This window comes from Variovorax sp. UC122_21, assembly GCF_044056785.1.
GTDB lineage: Bacteria > Pseudomonadota > Gammaproteobacteria > Burkholderiales > Burkholderiaceae_C > Variovorax.
The window spans coordinates 5,821,472-5,842,663 of the sequence record NZ_CP172004.1; the positions used below are offsets into that span (position 1 = coordinate 5,821,472).

19 protein-coding genes and 1 pseudogene are annotated in these 21,192 nt (G+C 70.7%); 10 read left to right on the forward strand and 10 right to left on the reverse strand.

The features are described from left to right. Positions 1 to 52 precede the first annotated feature (52 nt). The 4 genes from ACHMXE_RS40125 to ACHMXE_RS40140 all read right to left on the reverse strand — a co-directional run bounded on the left by ACHMXE_RS40125 (position 53) and on the right by ACHMXE_RS40140 (position 4,159). On the reverse strand, positions 53 to 979 hold the full coding sequence (locus ACHMXE_RS40125; RefSeq protein WP_093350615.1) for a LysR family transcriptional regulator: 927 nt from the start codon (positions 977 to 979) through the stop codon (positions 53 to 55). 64 nt (positions 980 to 1,043) lie between these two features. Then, positions 1,044 to 2,036 carry a Bug family tripartite tricarboxylate transporter substrate binding protein gene (locus ACHMXE_RS40130; RefSeq protein WP_395349123.1) on the reverse strand — a complete coding sequence of 331 codons (993 nt, stop codon included), beginning with the start codon at positions 2,034 to 2,036 and terminating at the stop codon, positions 1,044 to 1,046. 4 nt (positions 2,037 to 2,040) lie between these two features. Beyond that, positions 2,041 to 3,231, reverse strand: coding sequence for a CaiB/BaiF CoA transferase family protein (locus ACHMXE_RS40135; protein ID WP_395349124.1), 1,191 nt, complete (start codon positions 3,229 to 3,231; stop codon positions 2,041 to 2,043). Further along, positions 3,224 to 4,159 (reverse strand): hydroxymethylglutaryl-CoA lyase, encoded by a 936-nt coding sequence (locus ACHMXE_RS40140; protein ID WP_395349125.1) that lies wholly within the window; start codon positions 4,157 to 4,159, stop codon positions 3,224 to 3,226. The genes ACHMXE_RS40135 and ACHMXE_RS40140 overlap by 8 nt, the downstream gene beginning before the upstream one ends. 107 nt (positions 4,160 to 4,266) lie before the next feature. On the opposite strand from ACHMXE_RS40140, the gene ACHMXE_RS40145 reads away from it, so the two are divergent. Further along, positions 4,267 to 5,007, forward strand: coding sequence for an IclR family transcriptional regulator (locus ACHMXE_RS40145; RefSeq protein WP_395349126.1), 741 nt, complete (start codon positions 4,267 to 4,269; stop codon positions 5,005 to 5,007). A 152-nt stretch (positions 5,008 to 5,159) separates the two neighbouring features. Here the strand turns inward: ACHMXE_RS40145 and ACHMXE_RS40150 are convergent, their stop codons facing one another. Both ACHMXE_RS40150 and hisC read right to left on the reverse strand, forming a co-directional pair. Continuing rightward, the gene (locus tag ACHMXE_RS40150) at positions 5,160 to 6,128 is read right to left on the reverse strand and encodes a Bug family tripartite tricarboxylate transporter substrate binding protein (protein ID WP_395349127.1); all 969 of its coding nucleotides are present in this window, start codon (positions 6,126 to 6,128) and stop codon (positions 5,160 to 5,162) included. Positions 6,129 to 6,202: 74 nt separating this feature from the next. Next, positions 6,203 to 7,192, reverse strand: a complete 990-nt coding sequence (hisC, locus tag ACHMXE_RS40155; protein WP_395349128.1) for a histidinol-phosphate transaminase — start codon at positions 7,190 to 7,192, stop codon at positions 6,203 to 6,205. A gap of 298 nt (positions 7,193 to 7,490) precedes the next feature. Here hisC and ACHMXE_RS40160 point away from each other — a divergent pair, with 298 nt between their 5' ends. Both ACHMXE_RS40160 and ACHMXE_RS40165 read left to right on the forward strand, forming a co-directional pair. Beyond that, on the forward strand, positions 7,491 to 9,665 hold the full coding sequence (locus tag ACHMXE_RS40160; RefSeq protein ID WP_395349129.1) for a malate synthase G: 2,175 nt from the start codon (positions 7,491 to 7,493) through the stop codon (positions 9,663 to 9,665). Positions 9,666 to 9,759: 94 nt separating this feature from the next. Then, positions 9,760 to 10,980: an MFS transporter gene (locus tag ACHMXE_RS40165; RefSeq protein WP_395349130.1), complete on the forward strand. Its 1,221-nt coding sequence runs from the start codon at positions 9,760 to 9,762 to the stop codon at positions 10,978 to 10,980. Between the two features lie 9 nt (positions 10,981 to 10,989). On the opposite strand, the gene ACHMXE_RS40170 is transcribed toward ACHMXE_RS40165, so the two are convergent. After that, a complete protein-coding gene (locus ACHMXE_RS40170) occupies positions 10,990 to 11,766 on the reverse strand; it encodes a hypothetical protein (protein WP_395349131.1) in 777 nt (258 codons plus the stop codon). A gap of 2 nt (positions 11,767 to 11,768) precedes the next feature. Then, on the reverse strand, positions 11,769 to 11,984 hold the full coding sequence (locus ACHMXE_RS40175; protein ID WP_093350583.1) for a hypothetical protein: 216 nt from the start codon (positions 11,982 to 11,984) through the stop codon (positions 11,769 to 11,771). Positions 11,985 to 12,426: 442 nt separating this feature from the next. Between ACHMXE_RS40175 and ACHMXE_RS40180 the strand changes: the two genes are divergently transcribed. After that, positions 12,427 to 13,002 carry a fasciclin domain-containing protein gene (locus ACHMXE_RS40180; RefSeq protein ID WP_395349132.1) on the forward strand — a complete coding sequence of 192 codons (576 nt, stop codon included), beginning with the start codon at positions 12,427 to 12,429 and terminating at the stop codon, positions 13,000 to 13,002. 21 nt (positions 13,003 to 13,023) lie between these two features. Here ACHMXE_RS40180 and ACHMXE_RS40185 read toward each other — a convergent pair whose 3' ends face one another. Further along, positions 13,024 to 13,980 (reverse strand): LysR substrate-binding domain-containing protein, encoded by a 957-nt coding sequence (locus ACHMXE_RS40185; protein WP_203204044.1) that lies wholly within the window; start codon positions 13,978 to 13,980, stop codon positions 13,024 to 13,026. A gap of 81 nt (positions 13,981 to 14,061) precedes the next feature. On the opposite strand from ACHMXE_RS40185, the gene ACHMXE_RS40190 reads away from it, so the two are divergent. The 4 genes from ACHMXE_RS40190 (at position 14,062) to ACHMXE_RS40205 (ending at position 16,918) form a co-directional block, all read left to right on the forward strand. Next, a complete protein-coding gene (locus tag ACHMXE_RS40190) occupies positions 14,062 to 14,379 on the forward strand; it encodes a DUF2917 domain-containing protein (protein ID WP_395349133.1) in 318 nt (105 codons plus the stop codon). A gap of 154 nt (positions 14,380 to 14,533) precedes the next feature. Then, the gene (locus ACHMXE_RS40195) at positions 14,534 to 15,361 is read left to right on the forward strand and encodes an enoyl-CoA hydratase-related protein (protein WP_395349134.1); all 828 of its coding nucleotides are present in this window, start codon (positions 14,534 to 14,536) and stop codon (positions 15,359 to 15,361) included. 73 nt (positions 15,362 to 15,434) lie between these two features. Then, the gene (locus ACHMXE_RS40200) at positions 15,435 to 16,697 is read left to right on the forward strand and encodes a 6-phosphofructokinase (RefSeq protein WP_395349135.1); all 1,263 of its coding nucleotides are present in this window, start codon (positions 15,435 to 15,437) and stop codon (positions 16,695 to 16,697) included. Next, the gene (locus ACHMXE_RS40205) at positions 16,697 to 16,918 is read left to right on the forward strand and encodes a cysteine-rich CWC family protein (protein ID WP_395349136.1); all 222 of its coding nucleotides are present in this window, start codon (positions 16,697 to 16,699) and stop codon (positions 16,916 to 16,918) included. The genes ACHMXE_RS40200 and ACHMXE_RS40205 overlap by 1 nt, the downstream gene beginning before the upstream one ends. Here ACHMXE_RS40205 and ACHMXE_RS40210 read toward each other — a convergent pair. After that, the gene (locus ACHMXE_RS40210; RefSeq protein WP_395349137.1) at positions 16,906 to 18,264 is read right to left on the reverse strand and encodes a putative zinc-binding metallopeptidase; all 1,359 of its coding nucleotides are present in this window, start codon (positions 18,262 to 18,264) and stop codon (positions 16,906 to 16,908) included. The two genes, ACHMXE_RS40205 and ACHMXE_RS40210, sit on opposite strands and share 13 nt — an antisense overlap. 157 nt (positions 18,265 to 18,421) lie before the next feature. Here ACHMXE_RS40210 and ACHMXE_RS40215 point away from each other — a divergent pair. Both ACHMXE_RS40215 and ACHMXE_RS40220 read left to right on the forward strand, forming a co-directional pair. Further along, positions 18,422 to 19,931: pseudogene (locus ACHMXE_RS40215) on the forward strand (MFS transporter). 71 nt (positions 19,932 to 20,002) lie between these two features. Then, positions 20,003 to 21,139 (forward strand): ABC transporter substrate-binding protein, encoded by a 1,137-nt coding sequence (locus tag ACHMXE_RS40220; protein WP_203204038.1) that lies wholly within the window; start codon positions 20,003 to 20,005, stop codon positions 21,137 to 21,139. Positions 21,140 to 21,192 lie beyond the last annotated feature (53 nt).

Consider the following 21,192-nt stretch of genomic DNA (forward strand, 5'->3'; position numbering starts at 1 on the left):
GGGGCGCGTGGGGTTTGCAAATGCAAACAGATTGTGCAGCCGCGCGCCCGGCTCAGGTCCGTCCACCCCAGAATTCGGGCCGCCCGTATTGGTCTTTGAGGAAATCAAGCCACAGTCGCACGCGCAGCGGCAGGTGCTTGGCGCCCGCGAACACCGCGTAGATGCCGTTGGGCGGTGCCGCGAACTCGTCGAGCAGCGGCACCAGCAGCCCGGCGTCGATCTCCGCCTCGACCTCCCAGGTGCTGCGCCAGGCGATGCCGTGGCCGGCCAGGCACCAGTCGTGCAGCACCTGGCCGTCGGAGCAGTCGAGCGGGCCGCTGGGCCGCAGGTGGATCAGCTCGTGGCCGCCCTGGGCGTCGGGAATGCGGAAGGCCCAGCCGCGCGTCTGCGAGGCGTCGCTGGTGAGCGCCAGGCAGGCGAAGCGCGAGAGCTCGTTCGGATGGCGCGGCGCGCCGTGTCGCAGCACGAACTCGGGCGTGGCCACGCAGCGGCGCCGGTTGTCGGCCAGCCGCACGCTGACCAGCGAGGAATCGGGCAGGTCGCCCACGCGCACCGCGCAGTCGAAGCTCTCGCCGGCCACGTCGACCACGCGGTCGCTGAGGTTCAGCGAGATCGTCACCTCGGGATGCAGCGCGTGGAAGCGCGGCACCAGCGGCGCGACGTGGCGGCGGCCGAAGCCCGCGGGCGCGGTCACGCGCAGGTGGCCGCTGGCCTTGACGCCGCCCGCGCTCACGCTGGCCTCGGCATTGGCGAACTCCACCAGCAGGCGCTGGCAGTCCTCGAGGAAGGCGCTGCCCTCGTGCGTGAGCGTGATGCGCCGCGTGGTGCGAACCAAAAGCTTCACGCCCAGGCGCTCCTCGAGCGCATCGAGCCGGCGCCCCATGATCGCGGGCGCCACGCCCTCGGCCTTGGCGGCCGCGGTGAGGCTGCCGCGCGTGGCGACCGAGACGAAGGATTCGAGCTGCTTCAGGCGGTCCATGGCGCCCGAACTATATAGAGGCGGCGGGAAGCCCGGCGCCGCGCGGGCTCATCCCGGGGACCGGCTATTCGGGCTGCACCCCGGCCTCGCGCACCGCCGCGCCCCAGCGCGCATGCTCGGCGCGCACGTACTGCGCCGCCTGCTCGGGGCTGCCGCCCACCGGCATGCTGCCCTCGGCCTGCAACTGCGCGATGGTCGCGGGCTTGGCCAGCGCCTTGTCGATCGCGGCGTTGAGCTTCTTCACGATCTCGCTCGGCGTGCCCGCGGGCACCACCACCGCCTTCCAGTCGACCGCCTCGAAGCCCTTGTAGGTCTCGGCCACGGTGGGAATGTCGGGCATCACCGGCAGCCGCCTGGCCGAGGTCACGGCCAGCGCGCGCAGCTTGCCAGCCTTGACCATCGACAGCGCGCCCTGCGGCGTCGCGAACATGCAGTCGGTCTGGCCGCCGAGCAGGTCGGTGATGGCCGGCGCCGCGCCCTTGTAGGGCACGTTGAGCACCTTGAAGCCCACGCGCTTGGCGAGCACCTCGCCGGCCATGTGGCCCAGAGTGCCGGTGCCGGCCAGCGCCTGCTTGATCTCGCCGGGCCTGGCCTTGGCCGCGGCGACGAAGTCGGCCAGCGAGCGGTACGGCGAATCGGCGCGCACCACTAGCACCACGGGCTGCGCGGCGACGACCGAGACCGGCACCACGTCCTTCAGCGCGTCGTAGGGCATCTTCGGGAACAGCGTCGGGTTGATCGCGAGGTTCGCGGTCTGGCCCATGCCGATGGTGTAGCCGTCGCGCTTGGCCTTGGCGACCACGTCGATGCCGATGTTGCCGTTGCCGCCCGCGCGGTTGTCGACGATGAAGCTCCACTTCGTGTCCTCGGCGAGCTTCTGCGCGACCAGCCGCGCCACGATGTCGGTGGCGCCGCCGGGCGTGTAGGGCACGACCAGGCGCACCGGCTTGTCGGGCCAGGCGGTGTCGGCATGGGCCGGCCAGGCGGTGAGCGCCAGGGCGCAGGCGAACGCGGTCGCGGCGCCGGCCAGCAGGCCGCGCCGTGGGATGGATGTCATGGGATCAGTCTCCTGTGGTGATGTGGCGGCGCCGGAGCGCCTCGATCGCTGCGTCGTCGTAGCCGGCTTCGCGCAGCAGCTCGACGGTGTGTTCGCCCAGGCGCGGCGGCTGCAGGCGGATGCCGGGCCGCACGCCGTCGAGGGTGAACGGTGCCAGCGGCACCTTGGCCATGTGGCCGTCGTTCATGCGCACCGGCGCGAGGCCGCCGGTGGCGTTGAGGTGCGGGTCGTCGAACAGCGCCTGCGGCTTGGTGATGGGCGCGAACGGCAGCTCGTTCTGCTCGAACACCGCGGCGAGCTCGGCCGCGCTGCGCTCGGCGAGGTGCGAGCGCAGGATCGGCATCATCCATTCGCGCGCCAGCACGCGGTCGTTGTTGGTCTTCAGGCGCGGGTCGGTGGCCAGTTCCTCGAGGCCGAAGGCCTGGCAGAACACGGCCCACTGCTTGTCGCTGACGGCCGCGAGGAAGATCTGCTCGCCGTCCTTGACCGTGAACACGTCGTACACCGCCCAGGCCGAGATGCGGCTGGGCATCGGGTCGGCCGGCTTGCCGGTGGCGGCGAACTGCATCATGTGCTGCGCCACCAGGAACACGTTGTTCTCGAACAGCGCCGACTGCACCTCGCAGCCCTTGCCCGTGAGCTCGCGCTGGCGCAGCGCGGCCATCGCGCCGATGGCGCCGAACATGCCGCCCATGATGTCGTTGACGCTGGTGCCCGCGCGCAGCGGATCGCCCGAGCGGCCGGTCATGTAGGCCAGGCCGCCCATCATCTGCACCACCTCGTCGAGCGCGGTGCGGTGGTCGTAGGGGCCGGGCAGGAAGCCCTTGTGGCTCACGTAGATCAGGCCCGGGTGCAGGGTCTTGAGCGTGTCGTAGTCCAGGCCCAGCTTCTTCATCGTGCCGGGCTTGAAGTTCTCGCTCACGATGTCGGCCGTGGCGATCAGGCGCAGCGCGGCCTCGATGCCCTCGGGTTGCTTGAGGTCGAGCGCGATGCTCTTCTTGTTGCGGTTGAAGGTCGGGAAGAAGCCGGCGCCCGAGCCGAGCAGGCGGCGCGTGTTGTCGCCCTCCACCGGCTCGACCTTGATGACCTCGGCGCCGAGGTCGGCCAGGATCAGGCCGCAGGTCGGGCCCATCACCATGTGGGTGAACTCGACCACGCGCACGCCGGCGTAGGGCAGCGGATTGGTGTCAGCCATGGGCGGTGTTCTCCTGGGCGAAGCCCTTGGGCAGGCCGGCCTCGGGCGTCATGCCGTAGACCGGTTCGCCGGGCAGGCCGGCCATGAGCGGCGCGCGCGCCGCGATGAGTTGGGCGATGTCGATGCCGGTGCGCACGCCCATGGCCTCGAACATGAAGACCAGGTCCTCCGTGACCGCGTTGCCCGAGGCGCCGGGCGCATAGGGGCAGCCGCCGAGGCCGCCGAGCGAGGCGTCGAAGGTGCGTACGCCCTCGTCCCAGGCCGCGAGGCAGTTGGCGATGCCGAGGCCGCGCGTGTTGTGCATGTGGGCCGCGCCGGCATGAGCACCGAGCTCGGCGCGCAGCCGCTTGAACAGCCGGCGCACCTGGGCGGGATTGGCATAGCCCACGGTGTCCGACAGGCCCGACTCGTCGGCGCCGGCCTCGATGCACTGGGCCGCGAGGCGGATCACGTCGTCCTCGGGCACCAGGCCCTGCAGCGTGCAGCCGAAGGCGGTGGAGATGCCGGCCTCGAGCTTCACCTGCGGCGCGATCGCGCGCCGCAGCTCGGCGATGGCGCGCACCTCCTCGACCATCTCGGTGGGCGTCTTGCGCACGTTGGCCAGCGAGTGCGCCACGCTGGCCGACACCGGCATGGTGAGCTTGTGCACGCCGGCCTCGAGCGCGGCCTGCGCGCCCTTGCGGTTGGGCACCAGCGCCATCACGACGAGGCCGGGCAAGGTGATCGCATGGCGCACCACCTCGGCCGCGTCGGCCATCTGGGGCAGCAGCTTCGCGGGCACGAAGGAGGCGACCTCGATCTCGCGCACGCCGGCGGCGTGCAGCGCATCGATCCAGCGCAATTTGTCGGCCGTGGGCATGGTGGCCGCGACCGATTGGAGGCCGTCGCGCGGACCGACCTCGCTGATGAGCACATCTGGGGTTGCCATCGGAAATTTGACGGTTCTGTTTGACAGTTCTATCTGACAGAACTATATTTTGCAGAACAGAATTAGACGCCGGCCCCGGCATCGCTGTCAAGCCACAGGCCCCGCCCATGCCCCGCAAAGCCCAGACCGAATCGATGTCCGACCGCGATGCCGCGCCCGGTGGCGCGGCCGCGGTCGACCGTGCCTTGAGCCTGCTCGGCGCCTTCCGCCCCGGCGACGAGGCGCTGTCGCTCGCGCAGTTCGCCGAGCGCACGCAGCTCTACAAGAGCACGGTGCTGCGCCTCCTGGCCTCGCTCGAGCACGCGCGGCTGATCCGCCGCCAGGACGACGGCCGCTACGCGCTCGGTTCGGAGATCGCGCGGCTGCACGGTCTGTACGCGGCCGCGCAGTCGCTCGACCGCATCGTGCTGCCGGTGCTGCGCGCGCTGGTCGCGGCCACCGGCGAGAGCGCGGCCTACCACGTGCGGCAGCCGCAGGGCACGGGCTGGGTGCGGCTGTGCCAGTTCCGTGTCGATTCGCCGCAGGTGGTGCGCGACCACGTGCGTGCCGGCGACCTGCTGCCCAACGACCGCGGCGCGGGCGCGCGCGTGCTGATCGCCTGGGGGCCCGAGGCCGAGCTGCCGCGCGCCGCGGCCGAGCGCCGGCGCTACGAGGAGATCCGCGCGCTGGGCTTCTGCGCGCTGGTGGGCGACCGCAGCGCCGAGCTCGCGGGCATCTCGGCGCCGGTGTTCCATGGCGACGGCCGCCTGGCCGCGGCGGTCACGCTGACCATGCCCGCGCATCGCTACGACGCGCGCCATGCCGAGGCGGTGCGTTCAGCGGCACGCGAACTGACGGGGCTGGTTTAGGAAAGCGGGATCGGACAGCCGAACGCAGAGGTCGCGAAGGTTTCGCAGAAGTCGCGAAAGGAACAGCCAAAAAATGGTTTTCCTTCTGCGACCTTTGCGTAGTTTTTGTCTTCCTTCTGCGTTCGGCTGTCCGGCTGTTCGGCTGTTCGGCTTCAGCCCTCGGCCTTGAAGCCCGAGTTCTTGATCGGCAGCTCCCACATCTTCAGGTGCGCCGCCTGCGTGGCCGCGAGTTCGGTCGGGCCGGCGTGCGTGGGCACCAGGCCCAGCGCGTAGATGCGCTCCTGCACGTCGGGCGCGCGCAGTGCCTCGGCCACGGCGCGGTCGAGGCGCTGCACCGTCTCGGCCGGCAGGCCGGCCGGGCCGTAGAGGCCGAAGAAGGCATTGGCCGTGACGTCGATGCCGGCCTCCTTGAGCGTGGGCACCTCGGGCAGCGAGCGGTTGCGCTGCGCGCCGGTCATCGCGAGGATGCGCACCTTGCCCGCGCGGTGGTGCTCGATGGTCTCCGAGGCGGTGTCGACCATCAGCGGCACCTGGCCGCCGATCAGGTCCTGCGCGGCCGGCGCGCCGCCGCGGTAGGCCACGTGCGTCATCGGCACGCCCGAGGCCTGCGCCAGCAGCTGGCCCGCGAAGTGCGGCACGGTGCCCGCGCCCGAGGTCGCGTAGTTGGCCTTGGTGGGGTTGGCCTTCATCCAGGCCAGCACGGCCTTCAGGTCGCCGGCCGGCGCGCCGGGGCCGGCCGTGACCGCGAAGTCGAAGGTGCCCGCGAGCGCGACCGGCGTGAAGTCCTTGACCGGGTCGTAGCCGAGGCTCGGGTAGAGCCACGGATGGATCACCAGCGCGCCGCTCGGCGAGAACACCAGCGTGTTGCCGTCGGGCGCCGAGCGCTTGACCTCGGCGAGCGCGAGCCGGCCGGCCGCGCCGGGCTTGTTGTCGATGATGACGTTCTGGTTGAGCGTCACGCGCATCTTGTCGGCCAGCAGGCGCGCGACCACGTCGGCCGAGCCGCCGGGCGGGAAGCCCACCAGGATGCGCAGGGTGCGCTCCTGCGCGAAGGACCGCGGCGCGATGGCGGCGGCGGCGGCGAATGCAGCGGCCTGCGCTGCGAACTGACGGCGTTTCATGGGGGTCTGTCTCCTCGGGGGTGGATGGTCTGTCGCGTTGTTGTCGTGTCGTCGTCCCTGGATTTCTTCGTTCTTCAGCGCAAGGCGGCCAGCAGCGCGCGGTTCTGCTCGGGCAGGCCGACCGAGACGCGCAGCCATTCGCCCAGGCCGTAGTTGCCCAGCAGCGAGACCTCGATGCCCGCGGCCAGCAGCCGCGCATGCACCGCGGCGCTGTCGCCCACCTTCACCGCCAGGAAGTTGCCCGACGAGGGCAGGTGCGCGAGGCCGAGTTCGTCGAAGCCCGCGGCGAGCTGCGCGCGGCCGGCGGTGTTGAGTTCGTAGCTGCGCGCGAGGAAGTCCGCGTCGCCCAGCGCGGCCGTGGCCGCGGCCAGCGCCGGCGTGGTGACGTTGAAGCGCGGGCGCTGCGCGTTCATGCGCGCGGCCAGCGCGGGCTGCGCCACGCCGTAGCCGATGCGCAGGCCCGCGAGGCCGAAGGCCTTGGAGAAGGTGCGCGCCACGATCAGGTTCGGCAGCCGCCGCACCCAGCCGATGCTGTCGTAGCGCTGCGCGGGCGCGAGGTACTCGGTGTAGGCCTCGTCGAGCAGCACCGTCACGTGCGCCGGCACCGACTGCAGGAAGGCCTCGAGCGGCGCGGCCTCGATGAAGCTGCCGGTGGGATTGTTGGGGTTGGCGACGAAGACCAGCTGCGTGTCCTCGCCGATCGCCGCGCGCATCGCGTCGAGGTCGTGGCCGAAGTCGCGCGCCGGCACCACGACGGCGCGCGCATGGGCATGCGCCGTGGCCTGGGCGTAGACCACGAAGCCGTACTGCGAATAGACCACGCTCTCGCCCGGCTTCAGGCTGACCTGCGCGGCCAGCTCGAGGATCTCGCTCGAGCCGCTGCCCAGCACCAGCCATTCGGGCGGCACGTCCAGGCGCGCGGCCAGCGCCTGCTTGAGCGCGCTGCCGTTGCTGTCGGGGTAGGTGCCGGCGCCCGCGAGCGCGTCGGCGGCCGCGCGGCGCGCCGACTCGGGCATGCCGAGCGGGTTTTCGTTGGAGGCGAGGAGGATCTTCGGGGCGGTCATGTCGTCGGTGCGAAAAGGCGGATTTATTTAAGAAGTTAAATTTATCCGGCCCATCCAGTGCGGCCATCGGGGCCTACCCTTCCCGCGGTTGCGGGCGGGTGAACGCATTGCAGGCCGCAGGTGAACGCAAAGGCGGTGAGCGGCGCCGATTACATTCATTTTTGTCATCGATTAATCCCGCTTTGAGCTATTACTCTTCACTACGGTATGCAATAAAGTGGAGCTTATGGATCGCGCATGCGCGCGCCCCGAACCCGAATACATCCCCCGCATCGCATTTCGTCCCCGAGGAGAAAACATGACCGCCCGCACCACCGCCCACGGACTCCAGGTCGCGACCGAACTCCACCGCTTCGTCGAGGAGAAGGTGCTGCCCGCCAGCGGCGTGGCCAGCGAGACCTTCTGGAAGGGTTTCGACGCCATCGTCACCGACCTCGCGCCCAAGAACGTGGCGCTGCTCGCCGAGCGCGACCGCCTGCAGAGCGAACTCGACGCCTGGCACAAGAAGAACCCCGGCCCGATCGCCGACATGCCGGCCTACCGCGCCTTCCTCGAGAAGATCGGCTACCTGCTGCCGCAGCCCCAGGGCGCGAAGGCGACCACCGCCAACGTCGACGCCGAACTGGCGCAGCAGGCCGGCCCGCAGCTGGTGGTGCCGATCCTCAACGCGCGCTACGCGCTCAACGCCGCCAACGCGCGCTGGGGCTCGCTGTACGACGCGCTCTACGGCACCGACGCCATTCCCGAGACCGACGGCGCAGAGAAGGGCAAGGGCTACAACCCCGTGCGCGGCGCCAAGGTCATCGAGTTCGCGCGCAACGTGCTCGACCAGGCCGCGCCGCTGGTCAACGGCTCGCACAAGAACGCCACCGGCTACAGCGTGAAGAACGGCCAGTTGGTCGTCGCGCTGCAGAGCAGCAGCACCGCGCTGGCCGATCCTTCGCAGTTCATCGGCTACCAGGGCGATGCCGCGGCCCCGTCGTCGGTGCTGCTCAAGCACAACGGCATCCACCTCGACATCCGCATCGACCGCTCCACGCCGATCGGCAAGAGCGACGCCGCCGGCGTCAGCGACCTGGTGCTCGAGGCCGCGCTGTCGACCATCCTCGACCTCGAGGACTCGGTGGCCGTGGTCGATGCCGCCGACAAGGTGGTCGCCTACTCGAACTGGCTCGGCATCGTGCAGGGCACGCTGACGGAAGAAGTCGCCAAGGGCGGCAAGACCTTCACGCGCGGCCTCAACCCCGACCGCGAATACACCGGCGCCAACGGCCAGCCGATCAAGCTGCATGGCCGCTCGCTGATGTTCCTGCGCAACGTGGGCCACCTGATGACCAACCCGGCCGTGCTGTACGACGGCGGCAAGGAAATCCCCGAAGGCATCCTCGATGCCGTGGTGACCACCACCATCGCGATGATCGACCTCAAGCGCAAGGGCAACTCGCGCACCGGCAGCATCTACATCGTCAAGCCCAAGATGCACGGCCCGGCCGAAGTGGCCTTCGCGAGCGAGCTGTTCGGCCGCGTCGAGCAGCTGCTGGGCCTGCCGGCCAACACCGTGAAGCTCGGCATCATGGACGAGGAGCGCCGCACCAGCGTGAACCTCAAGGCCTGCATCGCCGAGGCCGCCGCGCGCGTGGCCTTCATCAACACCGGCTTCCTCGACCGCACCGGCGACGAGATGCACACCGCCATGCAGGGCGGCCCGATGATCCGCAAGGGCGACATGAAGGCCAGCGCCTGGATCGGCGCCTACGAGAAGAACAACGTGCTGGTCGGCCTGTCGTGCGGCCTGCGCGGCAAGGCGCAGATCGGCAAGGGCATGTGGGCCATGCCCGACCTGATGGCCGCCATGCTCGAGCAGAAGATCGGCCACCCCAAGGCCGGCGCCAACACCGCCTGGGTGCCCTCGCCCACCGCCGCCACGCTGCATGCGCTGCACTACCACCAGGTCAGCGTGACCGCGGTGCAGCAGGAGCTCGAGAAGATCGACGCCGATGCCGAGCGCGACAACATCCTGAACGCGCTGCTGCAGGTGCCGATCGCCGCCGAGGCCAAGTGGACCGAGGCCGAGAAGCAGCAGGAGATCGACAACAACGTGCAGGGCATCCTCGGCTACGTGGTGCGCTGGATCGACCAGGGCGTGGGCTGCTCGAAGGTGCCCGACATCCACGACGTGGGCCTGATGGAAGACCGCGCCACGCTGCGCATCTCGAGCCAGCACATCGCCAACTGGCTGCTGCACGGCGTGGTCACCAAGGCGCAGGTCGACGAGACCTTCCAGCGCATGGCCAAGGTGGTCGACGGGCAGAACGCCGGCGACCCGCTGTACCAGCCGATGGCCGGCCACTTCGACACCTCGGCCGCCTACAAGGCCGCGCAGGACCTGGTGTTCAAGGGCATCGAGCAGCCCAGCGGCTACACCGAGCCGCTGCTGCACGCCTGGCGCCTGAAGGTCAAGGGCGAAGCCTGATCGCCGAGCGCGCGACTCGCGAACCACGGCGCCTTCGGGCGCCGTTTTTCATGGCTGGTTAGGATGCGGGCCGCTCTCCGTTTCCCGCTGCTCCATGACGTTCTCCCCGGCCCGCGCACGTTCGGCCACCTCGATGCTGATCGTGCTGGCCTCGGCCTTCGCGCTGAGCCAGGCCTTCCGCACCGTCGGCGCGATGATGGCCACGCCGCTCTCGCAGCACTTCGGCCTCACGGCGCAGGCGCTCGGCCTGTGGGCCGGCACCTTCCACTTCATGTTCGGCGCCACGCAGCTCGCGATGGGCGTGTCGATCGACATGTACGGCGTGCGCCGCACGGTGCTCACGGCCTTTCCGCTCGCGATCGCGGGCGCGGTGCTGTGCGCGCTGGCGCCGAGCTTCCATGCGCTGCTGCTGGGCCAGGCGATGATCGGCGTCGGCTGCGCGCCGGCCTTCCTGGCCTGCACCGTGTTCATCGCGCGCCACTTCGAGGCCGCGCGCTTCACCGCCATGTCGGGCCTGGTCATGAGCCTCGCGGGCCTGGGCATCCTGTTCACCGGCACGCCGCTGGCGCTCTTGATCGAGGCCGCGAGCTGGCGCGCGGGCTATGCCTGCCTCGCGGGCTTCGCGGTGCTGTCGTGGGGCTTCGTGTTCTGGCGCGTGCACGAGCCGCCGCATGCGCAGGCCACGCAGCGCCAGACGGTGGGCCAGGCGGTGCGCGAGCTGCTGCCGCTGTTCGCGATGCCGCACACGCTGGGCCTGCTGTGCTTCGCCTGCGTCTCGTACGCGGCCTTCATCACCTTGCGCGGCCTGTGGCTCGGCCCGGTGCTGCACGACCGCCACGGGCTCTCGCTCGTGAGCAGCGGCAACGTGGCGCTGGTGATGACCGTCGCGGGCATGATCAGCCCGGCGCTGTTCGGCCGGCTCGATCCCGGTGGCGCGCGGCGCGGGCGCTGGCTCATGGGCTGCGCCTCGGCGGCCGCGGTCATGTTCGCGCTGATGGCGTTCACGCAGTCGCTGGCGGTCGACATCGGCCTGCCGATCCTCTACGGCCTGCTCTCGGGCTACTCGGTGCTGCAGTACTCGTACACGCGCGCCGCCTATCCGGCCGCGATGACCGGGCGCGCGCTGTCGCTGCTCAACATGGCGATGTTCCTCGGCGTCTCGCTGATGCAGTGGACCACCGGCGTGGCCGCCTCGTGGGCGGCCACGAACGGCGTCGAGCCGTTCCGCGCGGTGTTCCTCACGATCGCGCTGATGCTGGCCGCGGGCACCACGGCCTTCCTGCTGCTGCCGCGCGCGGTCGCTGCCCAACGCTGAGGCTGAGGCTCAGCCGAGCCGCGAGCGCACCTCCACGCGGCCCAGCCGGCGCATGTCTTGCGCGTACACCTGCGGCCGGCCGTACATCGCCCGCGCATCGGCGCTGCCGAAGGCCGGGGGCTCGCAACCCTTGCGCGTGACGAAGCAGCGGCGCAGCACGTCGTAGTGCCGCGGCTCGGCCTCGCCGGCGCGCGCCTCGGGCACGCGCGCGAGCCGCACCTCCCACCAGGCGCCATCGACGCGGTGCCACTGCGTGACGGCATCGATGACGTGATAGGGCGCATAGGGTCGCACCGTCTCATGGCCGCCGTAGCGCTCGGCCCGTTCGGCCTTGCGTTGCTGCTTCGCGCGCCGCAGGTGGCGGTTGGGCAGCAGGATGCCCGTGCCGGGATGCACGAACAGCTCCACCGACGCCGACTCGCGCAGCGGCACCAGCGACCGTTGCCACACGCGGCCCGGCACCCACACCTCGCCCTCGCGCAGCTCGGCCTGGCGTTCGACGAACTGGTCGATGTGCACGAAGAGGTGCGCCTGCACCGTGTTGCGCCGGTCGATGCCGTCGCAGAGCTCGCTCCACACCTTGTCCCAGGGCCGATGCACCTGCTTGTGCAGCCAGCGCTTGAGCGGCTGCAGGTTCTCGCTGAGCCACTTGGGGTGCTGGTAGCCGCGCCGCATGCCCAGGTGCGATCCGCGCTCGCGGCTGTTGCGCCACAGGCGGCCGTCGCCCTGCACGCGCCAGCCGCCGCGCGGGCGTTCGACGATCACCTTGTCCATGTCTTCGCGCATGGTCAGTCCTCCTTCAGTCCGCGCGCCGCCTTCTGCAGCGCGACCTTCTGCGCGCGCCGCTCGGCGCGATGCGTGCGCAGGTGGCGGCCCGCACCCTGGCTGGATGCGCGGCGCGCCATCGCGGCCACGACGGGATTGCGCGGGGCTTCGCCCGGCACCGAGAAATAGAACCGGCCCAGACGCTTCTCGTCGTCACGGGCCTTTCGCTGAGCACTCATGTGCACACACTCCGGATCAAAACAAAAAGGCCCCGGCGAATGTTTGCGCGCGGGGCCCTTGTCGATACGGCCGCGGCGGGATGCGTGGATGCACATCCGGCCGGGGCGGTCGGTGTGCGGTCAGGAGTTCAGAGGACGGTTCATTGAAGTGGTGGTGCGCCCGGGAGGTCGATCGTCGCCGTGCGCGCGTGAAAGAAAAACTGTCGCTGAAAAATGAAGGCCGGATTCTGGCGAGGCCGCGCACGCTGCGCAAGACCGTTGTGCAACGCTGTGGCGTGAAGGCGACGTGCCCGTTTCACCGTCATCGAAGAAAAAAACCGCCGCGCGAATCCAGCCGCGCATGCGCCCCGTATTGGTCTCAAGCGCATCGCGCCCCCGCGCTGTTGGCGGTTCCACAGACACATGGCGATGCGCGCATGGCGCATCCCTCAAGGAGACCTTCATGAAGAAACTCGTCATCGCACTCGGCGTCTCGGTCCTGCTCGGCGCTTGCGCGGGCGGCGGCATGGGCATGGGTGGCAGCAGCAGCAGCATGAACACGCCCATGGTCGGCGGCGCGCCGATGTATCCGACGAAGGACATCGTCGACAACGCCGTGAATTCGAAGGACCACACGACGCTGGTCGCGGCCGTGAAGGCCGCGGGCCTGGTCGACACGCTCAAGAGCCCCGGCCCGTTCACCGTGTTCGCACCGACCAACGCGGCCTTCGCCGCGCTGCCGCCCGGTACGGTCGACACGCTGCTCAAGCCCGAGAACAAGGGCACGCTGACGACGGTGCTGACCTACCACGTGGTGCCCGGCCGCATGGACAGCGCCGCGCTGATGAACGCGATCAAGGCCGGCGGCGGCAAGGCCACGCTGAAGACCGCGAGCGGCGGCACGCTGACCGCGATGATGAGCGGCAGCAACGTGCTCGTGACCGACGCGAAGGGCGGCACCGCGATGGTGACGATCGCCGACGTCTACCAGTCGAACGGCGTGATCCACGTCGTGAACAAAGTGCTGCTGCCGGGCTGATCGCCCGCCGGCGCGGCGCGCTCAGGCGCGCTGCGCCGCCTCGGCCTCTTCGGCCTCCTCGCGCAGCCACTGCGCGAACTCGAGCGCATCGCGGTTGCCCGCGGCACGCCGCGAGGTCTCGACGAAGTAGCCGCGCTGCGAGGCCGCGCCCTCGCCCAGCGGCGCCACCAGCCGGCCCTCGCGCATCAGCTCGCGCAGCAGCGGCAGGCGCCCGATCACCACGCCCTGCCCCGCCACCGCCGCGCCCACCGCGTCGGCGTACTGCGTGAAGCGCAGCGTGCTCTTCATGCGCAGGTCGTGCAGCCCCATCACCTTGAGCCAGGGTTCCCAGTCGACGGTGGGCGCCTCGCTGTGGTCGGGGTACTCGACGGTGAGCAAGGTGAGGTTCGCGAGATCGGCCGGCTTGCGCAGCGACTTGGCGAGCGCGGGCGAGCACAGCGGCACCACGCTCTCCTCGAACAGCGCCGGCCCCTTGCCGCGCGAGACCGGCATCAGCCGCACCGCCACGTCGACGCGGCTGCGCTCGAGGTCGAGCACCTCGAGCGTGGCCGACACGCGCACGTCGACCTGCGGATGGCTGCCGGTGAAGCGCGCGAGCCGCGGGATCAGCCACAGCGAGGCGAAGCCCGGCGTGGTGGTGATCGCGACCTGGCGCGGCGCCGAGCCGGCGCGCACGCGCGCGGTGGCATCGCGCAGCCGCTCCAGGCTGTCGGTGACGGCGCGCTGCATCACGCCGCCGGCCTCGGTGAGCACCAGCGCGCGATGGCGGCGCTCGAACAGCAGCACGCCCAGGCTCGCCTCGAGCTGCTGGATCTGGCGGCTCACGGCCGACTGCGTGAGATGCAGCTCGGTCGCGGCCAGCGTGAAGCTGAGCCGACGCGCGGCCGCCTCGAAGCTGCGCATGAGTTCCAGCGGCGGCAGGTCGACCGTGCTCTGGGGCGGGGCCGGCGAGGCCTTCTTTGCATTCTCGATACGCATGCAATGAGTTCCAAAAGACCGTTTGTAAAGGACTGGGCGCTCAATATATTCATTCGCATGACGAATGCAATGGAGCTTGCCATGAGCACCCCCTTCCCTTCCTGCTTCCAGCTCAGCCTGCCGGCGCGCGCGGTCGTCGCCGTGGCCGATGGCGCCGGCGTGGGCATCGAATGCCGCAGCGGCTCGGTCTGGGTCACCCTGGATCGCGATCCGCGCGACATCGTGCTCGAGCCCGGCGAGCGCTTCGAGGGCACCGAGCACCGCCGCATCCTGGTGTCGGCGCTCGAGCCCGCGCGCATCACGGTGTCGGACGCGCAGCCGGCCGCGATCCCGCTGCCGGTGCCCGCGCGCCGGCGGTCGCCTTGGCGACTGCTGCCCCACGGGTTGTCCCCGGCTTGACCCGGGGCGCCCCGGCATCGAACCATCGATGCCAGGGAACCGGAGCAGGCCATCCAGAGCCGCCCCGTCGACGGGCGGCTTTTTCTTTGGGCGCCACGCACGGTCATCCATTCGCCCCGAACATCCGAGCCGACGAACACGTGGAGAGATTCCGATGACGCAGCAGCCACCCCAGGACCCGGGCGCCCAGCCCAGCGTGCTCTACGCGCTCGACGAGGGCATCGCCACGCTCACGCTCAACCTGCCGGCCAAGCTCAACCCGCTCGCGATCGAGCTGCAGCAGGAACTGCGCGCCCACCTCGAGCGCATCCGCGACGACCGCGCGGTGCGCGCCCTGATCCTCACGGGCGCGGGCAAGGCCTTCTGCGTGGGCGCCGACCTCAGCGCGATGCGCCCGCCGCAGGACGGCAAGACGCTCGGCGACCAGACCGCCGAATGGATGCAGTCGCTGAGCAATCCGCTGATCGAGACGCTGCAGTCGATGCCGATCCCGGTCGTGGCCGCCGTCAACGGCGCAGCCGCCGGTGCCGGCGTGGGCCTCGCGCTCGCGGCCGACATCACGCTGGCGGCGCGCAGTGCCTACTTCTACCTGCCCTTCCTGCCCAAGCTCGGCATCGTGCCGGACCTGGGCTGCACCTGGGCCATTCCACACCGCGCGGGCCGGGCGCGCGCGATGGGCATGGCGCTGCTCGACGAGCGGCTCGGCGCCGGGCGCGCGGTGCAGTGGGGCCTGATCTGGGGCTGCGTGGACGACGAGAACCTGATGGCCGAGGCGCGCGAGACTGCGCAGCGCCTCGCGCGCCTGCCCGCGCATGCGGTGACCGAGGCACGCGCCGCCTTCGCCGCGGCCGAGCGCCACACGCTGCCCGAGCAGTTGCACTACGAGAGCGAGCGCCAGCGCGAGCTGATCGAGCGGCCGACCTTTCGCGAAGGCGTGAGCGCTTTCCTGCAGAAGCGCGCGCCCGAATTCCCGGGGCGTTGAGCAGGGCCGGCGCGCGGCTGGCCGCTGTCATGCGAGTGCGCCAGAATGGCCCTTCCGCGCGAAGGAGCCCCGCATGCCCACGAACCCCACCAATGCCTTCTACGCCCAGTCGGGCGGCGTCACCTCGGTCATCAATGCCTCGGCCTGCGGCGTGATCGAGACGGCGCGCCGTCATCCCGAGCGCATCGGCCGTGTCTATGCCGGTCGCAACGGCATCATCGGCGCGCTGACCGAGGACCTGATCGACACCGGTGCCGAGCCGGCCGAGGCCATCGCCGCGCTGCGCAGCACGCCCGCGGGCGCCTTCGGCTCCTGCCGCTACAAGCTCAAGTCGCTCGAGAAGAACCGGCGCGAGTACGAGCGGCTGATCGAGGTCTTCAAGGCGCACGGCATCGGCTACTTCTTCTACAACGGCGGCGGCGATTCGGCCGACACCTGCTTCAAGGTGAGCCAGCTCTCGCAGTCGATGGGCTATGCGCTGCAGGCCATCCACGTGCCCAAGACCATCGACAACGACCTGCCGCTGACCGACTGCTGCCCGGGCTTCGGCTCGGTCGCGAAGTACGTGGCGGTGTCCACGCTCGAGGCCTCGTTCGACGTGCGCTCGATGGCCGCGACCTCGACCAAGGTGTTCGTGCTCGAGGTCATGGGCCGGCACGCGGGCTGGATCGCGGCGGCCGGCGGGCTCGTGGCCGAGCAGGGCATTCCGGTGGTGGTGCTGTTCCCCGAGATCGAGTTCGACAAGCAGCGCTTCCTCGCGCGCGTCGACGCGCTGGTGAAGCAGCACGGCTACTGCTCGGTGGTGGTGTCCGAGGGCTGCCACCATCCCGACGGCACCTTCCTCGCCGAGCAGGGCACGCGCGACGCCTTCGGCCATGCGCAACTCGGCGGCGCGGCGCCCGTGGTGGCGCAGATGGTGAAGGACGCGCTGGGCCACAAGTTCCACTGGGCGGTGGCCGACTACCTGCAGCGTGCGGCGCGCCACATCGCCTCGGCCACCGACGTGCGCCAGGCCTACGAACTCGGGCAGCGCGCGGTCGAGCTCGCGCTCGAGGGCCACAACGCGGTGATGCCGACGATCGAGCGCACCAGCGATGTGCCCTATGCCTACGCCATCGGCAGCGCGCCACTGGCCTCGGTGGCCAATGTCGAGAAGCCGATGCCGCGCGACTTCATCTCCGACGACGGCTACGGCATCACCGAGCAATGCCGGCGCTACCTGCTGCCGCTGATCGAGGGCGAGGACTACCCGGCCTACCGCGGCGGCCTGCCGGTCTACGCCACGCTCAACAACGTGGCGGTGCCGAAGAAGCTGCCGCCGTTCGAGCTCGCGTGATGGCGAACACCGCGCAGGCGCTCGACGCCACGCGCTGCCCGCTGTGCGGCGAGTCGAACCGCTGCGCGATGGAGATCGAGCGCGAGACCGGCCAGCCGCAGCCGCCGTGCTGGTGCATGGCGATGGATTTCTCGCAGGCACCGCTCGAGCGCCTGCCCGAGGCGCTGCGCGGCCAGGCCTGCCTCTGCGCGCGCTGCGCGGCGGGCGCTCAGGACGACTGAACCGCGGGCTGGGCCTCGCCCTCGGCCACCTGCTCCTGCTCCTGCTCCTGCGCTTGCGCCGTGGCCTCGGCCGCCGCCTCCACGTCCTGCGCCGTCACCAGCGACGGCCCGCCGTCGCCGCGCAGCTCGGTCACCACGCAGTGGATGAACTGCAGCTTGCCGACGGCGGTGCGCGGCAGCACGAAGGGATAGAAGTCGGGCTGGCCCATGCTGCGCGACAGCTCGTTGAGCACGTTGGTCAGCCGCACCCAGCTGTTGATGAAGTCGAGGAATTTCGCGGCCTCGGGATGCTCGGGCCGCCACAGGTCCTCGGGCGTGAACAGGTCGCTCGTGAGTTCGACGTTGGTGGCATCGACGCCGAAGCTCATCGCGGTGTCGGCCGAATCGGCCATGTGCAGGTAGTGGGCCCAGGTCTCGGCCCAGTCCTCCCACGGATGCATGCTGGCGTAGCTGCTCACGAGGCGCTGCGCCCAGTCGGGCGGCGGGCCCTGGTTGTAGTGCTGCTGCAGCGCGGCGCCGTAGTCGGCGCGCTCGTCGCCGAACAAGGTGCGGAAGTCCTCGAGCCAGGCCGAGGGCAGCACCAGCAGGTCCCAGTAGTAGTGGCCGATCTCGTGGCGGAAGTGGCCCACCAGCGTGCGATAGGGCTCGTGCATCTCGGTGCGGATGCGCTCGCGCACCGCGTCCTCGGCCTCCTCGGCATTGAGGGTGATGATGCCGGTGTCGTGGCCGGTCATCACGTGCGGTCCGCCCGGCAAGTTGCTCAGGAAGTCGAAGGCCAGGCCGTGCACCGGGTCGGCATGGCGGCTCACCACGGGCAGCCGCAGCGCGAGCAGCTGCGAGATCAGGCGCCGCTTGGCCTGCTCGAGCTTGCGCCAGAGTTCGTCGTTGCCGGCCACCGAGAGATCGGGGATGGTGCGCGTGACGCTGCAGGCCAGGCAGTAGCCGGGCGCGAGGCCGTGCGTGTCGGGCGCGGGCGCCTGGCCCGGGCGCGCCACCGGCACCATCCAGTTGCAGGCCGCGGGCGTCATCAGGTTGGCGCAGCGCCGGTAGGTCGGGCCCTGCGGGTCGCCGAAGAGGGTGTAGCTGTCGGGCTCGGCGACGGCGTTGCCGTTGGCGTCCTCGGCCACGGCGAGCGCGAGCGGCACCACGCCGAGGCTGTCCTCCACGTAGCCCAGCGGCGTGTGGCAGGCCAGGCATTCGCTGTTGCGCAGGAACACGGGCCGGCCGCACTGGCAACGGTAGGCGCGCGTGACGGTGGGCGCGGCGAGCTCGGCGGCCAGGGTGGTCGCGCCTTCGGCGGGTTCGGGCGTCGTTTCGTCGTTCGTCGCGGAGGGAGAGTGATCCATGGTCGTCTTTGTGTGGTGCCTGCGGCGGGTCGGATGCGGGACAGCCGGGGCATTGTGGAGCCGGCCCTCGCGCGGGCCGCCGCGCAAAGCCCGATATGCTTGTAGGACGACGGGCCCGGCATCGCCGACCTTCACGCCCGACGCTTCCCCACTTCCGATGACCCACCACGAGACGCCCGAAGCCGCCACGCCGGCCCCGCCCCCCGCCATGGGCCCGCTGCGCGCGCGCTACGGCGAACGCTACCGCTGGTACCTGCTGCTGTCGGTGATGGTCGGCACGATGGCCTCGATCATGTCCTCGACCATCGTCAACGTGGCGATCCCCGGCATGAGCCACCACTTCTCGCTGGGCCAGGAGCGCGCCCAGTGGGTGAGTTCGGGCTTCATGGTGGCGATGACGGTGTCGATGCTCACCACGCCCTGGCTGCTGGCGCGCTACGGCTACCGGCGCACCTACGTCGGCACCATGCTGCTGCTGCTGGCCGGCGGCGTCGCGGGCGGCATGGCCAACGATTTCTCGCTGGTGCTGCTGGCGCGCGTGGCCGAGGGCCTGGCCGCGGGCGTGGTGCAGCCGATCCCCCGCGATCATCATCCTGCGCGCCTTCGAGCCCCACGAGCAGGGCCGCGCGAGCGGCATCTTCGGCATGGGCGTGGTGCTGGCGCCGGCCATCGGCCCGAGCATCGGCGGCGTGCTGGTCGACCTGTTCGGCTGGCGCTCGATCTTCTACATGGTGGTGCCGTTCTGCCTGGCCTCGCTGTGGCTGGCCTACAAGTTCGTGCCGACCACCGCGCCCGGCGGCGCGGTCGCGGCGCGCAGCGGCGGGCTCGACGTGCGCGGCCTCGCGCTCGGCACCGTGGGCACGCTGTGCCTGCTCAACGGGCTGGTGGCGCTGCGTGGCGATTCGCCGCTCGAGGCAGTCGCGCTGCTGGGCGGCGCGCTGCTCTCGTTCGGGCTCTTCATCTGGTGGCAGCGGCGGCTGGCGGCCGCGGGCGGCACGCCGCTGATGAACCTCGCGCTGTTCGGCTACCGCCAGTTCGCGATGGGCAGCGTGGTCGCCTTCATCTACGGCACCGCGCTGTTCGGCTCCACCTACCTGCTGCCGGTCTACATGCAGGTCGGGCTGCACCTGTCGGCCTCGCACGTGGGCACGATCCTGCTGCCGGCGGGCTTCGTGCTGGCGGCCACCATCGCGGGCGTGGGCCGGCTGGCCGACCGGCAGCCGACCTGGGCGCTGGTGAGCATCGGGCTGGCGCTGCTGGCGGCCTCGTTCGCGCTGATGATGGTGCTGCGCGCCGACAGCGCGCTGTGGCTGCTGGTGGCCTTCGCGATCGTCGGGCGCATCGGGCTGGGCTTCATCCTGCCCTCGCTGAACCTGGGCTCGATGCGGCCGCTGGCCAAGCCGCTGATCCCGCAGGGCGCGAGCGCCATCAACTTCGTGCGCATGCTCGGCGGCGCGGCCGGCGTGAGCCTGTGCGCGATCGTGCTCGAGTGGCGGCTGGCGGCGCACGGCGACTCGCTCGCCAACCCGCAGACCAGCCCGGCGCGGCTGGCGGCCTTCGACGAGGTGTTCGCGATGCTGGCCGGCCTGTGCGCGCTCGCGATCTGCGCGGCCTGGCAGCTGCGCATCCGCCCGAACGCCGACGACGCGCCCCGCAAGCCGGGGTAAACCCCTGCGGGCAAACGGCCGCCCATCGATTTCAATTGTTATCAGTTGTATCGATTGGACGGTTTTCTCCCATGCATCGTCGGAATTTCATGGCCGCCTCGGCGGCCGCGGCCAGCCTTGGCCTTTTTCCCGTGGCCCGCGCGGCCGAGAACGGCGTCACCGACACCGAGGTGGTGCTCGGCCACACCGGCATCCTGAGCGGCCCGCTGGGCGCGCCGATCAAGGTGGTGATGGCCGGCGCGGGGCTGGCCTTCGACGCCGTCAACGCGCAGGGCGGCGTTTCGGGCCGCAAGATCCGGCTGGTGTCGCTCGACGACGAGCTCTCGCCCGAGAAGGCGGTGGCCAACTACGAGAAGCTGCTCGGCGAACACCGCGCGTTCGCCTTCTTCGGCTGCGTCGGCTCGGCCACCACCGCGGCCGCGGCCAAGGTGCTGTCGCAAAGCGGCGCGCCGATGGTCGCGGGCTACGCGGTGTCGGATTCGGCGCGCGAGAAGGTCATGGGCTCGGGCTACTTCGTGCGCGCCACCTTCGCGCGCGAGGCGCAGGCGCTGGTGCAGCACCTCACGACCATCGGCGTGACGCGCATCGCCTCGGCCTGCCTCGACAACCCGGGCGGCGCCGAAGTGACGAAGCTGGTCGAGGCCGCGCTCGCGGCGCACCAGCTCAAGCCGGTGGCGGCGGTGGCGGTCAAGGGCGACGGCTCGACCAACGCCGCCATGGGCAAGGCGCTGGCCGACAGCAAGGCGCAGGCGGTGATCATGTACCTGGGCGGCGCCATCGGCGGCGAGGTGATGAAGAGCGCCTGGGACGCGGGCGGGCGCCAGATGTTCTACGGCATGTCGATCGTGCCTGGCGACGTCACGGCCAGGCTGGTGGGCGACAAGACCAGCGGGCTGGCGATCTCGCAGGTCGTGCCCTATCCCTGGAGCGAGGTCGATCCGGTGACGCGCGACTACCGCCAGCTCGCCGAGCGCGCCAAGGTCGACATCGGCTACCTGAGCTTCGAAGGCTACGTGAACGCGCTGGTGATGATCGAGTCGCTGCGCCGCGCCGGCCGCGACCTCACGCGCGCGCGGCTGCATGCGGCGCTCAAGGCGATGAAGCTGCGCATCGCCGGCATGGAGGTCGACTTCACCGGCGCCAGCAACACCGGCTCGCGCTTCATCGAGATGGTCCGCGTGACCAAGGAAGGCCGCTTCCTGCGCTGAGGCGGAAGCAAACCCAAGCGCTCGGGTAAGCGGGGGCGGTGTCTTAATGGCCC

Excerpts from the sequence above, each read along its gene's own strand:
- ACHMXE_RS40190 (WP_395349133.1), top strand. The coding sequence starts at position 14,062 with ATGAGCACCCCCTTCCCTTCCTGCTTCCAGCTCAGCCTGCCGGCGCGC.
- ACHMXE_RS40210 (WP_395349137.1), bottom strand. The coding sequence starts at position 18,264 with ATGGATCACTCTCCCTCCGCGACGAACGACGAAACGACGCCCGAACCC.
- ACHMXE_RS40130 (WP_395349123.1), bottom strand. The coding sequence starts at position 2,036 with ATGACATCCATCCCACGGCGCGGCCTGCTGGCCGGCGCCGCGACCGCG.
- ACHMXE_RS40175 (WP_093350583.1), bottom strand. The coding sequence starts at position 11,984 with ATGAGTGCTCAGCGAAAGGCCCGTGACGACGAGAAGCGTCTGGGCCGG.
- ACHMXE_RS40185 (WP_203204044.1), bottom strand. The coding sequence starts at position 13,980 with ATGCGTATCGAGAATGCAAAGAAGGCCTCGCCGGCCCCGCCCCAGAGC.
- ACHMXE_RS40180 (WP_395349132.1), top strand. The coding sequence starts at position 12,427 with ATGAAGAAACTCGTCATCGCACTCGGCGTCTCGGTCCTGCTCGGCGCT.
- ACHMXE_RS40205 (WP_395349136.1), top strand. The coding sequence starts at position 16,697 with ATGGCGAACACCGCGCAGGCGCTCGACGCCACGCGCTGCCCGCTGTGC.
- ACHMXE_RS40125 (WP_093350615.1), bottom strand. The coding sequence starts at position 979 with ATGGACCGCCTGAAGCAGCTCGAATCCTTCGTCTCGGTCGCCACGCGC.
- ACHMXE_RS40200 (WP_395349135.1), top strand. The coding sequence starts at position 15,435 with ATGCCCACGAACCCCACCAATGCCTTCTACGCCCAGTCGGGCGGCGTC.
- ACHMXE_RS40135 (WP_395349124.1), bottom strand. The coding sequence starts at position 3,231 with ATGGCTGACACCAATCCGCTGCCCTACGCCGGCGTGCGCGTGGTCGAG.
- ACHMXE_RS40160 (WP_395349129.1), top strand. The coding sequence starts at position 7,491 with ATGACCGCCCGCACCACCGCCCACGGACTCCAGGTCGCGACCGAACTC.
- ACHMXE_RS40165 (WP_395349130.1), top strand. The coding sequence starts at position 9,760 with ATGACGTTCTCCCCGGCCCGCGCACGTTCGGCCACCTCGATGCTGATC.
- ACHMXE_RS40195 (WP_395349134.1), top strand. The coding sequence starts at position 14,534 with ATGACGCAGCAGCCACCCCAGGACCCGGGCGCCCAGCCCAGCGTGCTC.
- ACHMXE_RS40220 (WP_203204038.1), top strand. The coding sequence starts at position 20,003 with ATGCATCGTCGGAATTTCATGGCCGCCTCGGCGGCCGCGGCCAGCCTT.
- ACHMXE_RS40145 (WP_395349126.1), top strand. The coding sequence starts at position 4,267 with ATGCCCCGCAAAGCCCAGACCGAATCGATGTCCGACCGCGATGCCGCG.
- ACHMXE_RS40150 (WP_395349127.1), bottom strand. The coding sequence starts at position 6,128 with ATGAAACGCCGTCAGTTCGCAGCGCAGGCCGCTGCATTCGCCGCCGCC.
- ACHMXE_RS40170 (WP_395349131.1), bottom strand. The coding sequence starts at position 11,766 with ATGCGCGAAGACATGGACAAGGTGATCGTCGAACGCCCGCGCGGCGGC.
- hisC (WP_395349128.1), bottom strand. The coding sequence starts at position 7,192 with ATGACCGCCCCGAAGATCCTCCTCGCCTCCAACGAAAACCCGCTCGGC.
- ACHMXE_RS40140 (WP_395349125.1), bottom strand. The coding sequence starts at position 4,159 with ATGGCAACCCCAGATGTGCTCATCAGCGAGGTCGGTCCGCGCGACGGC.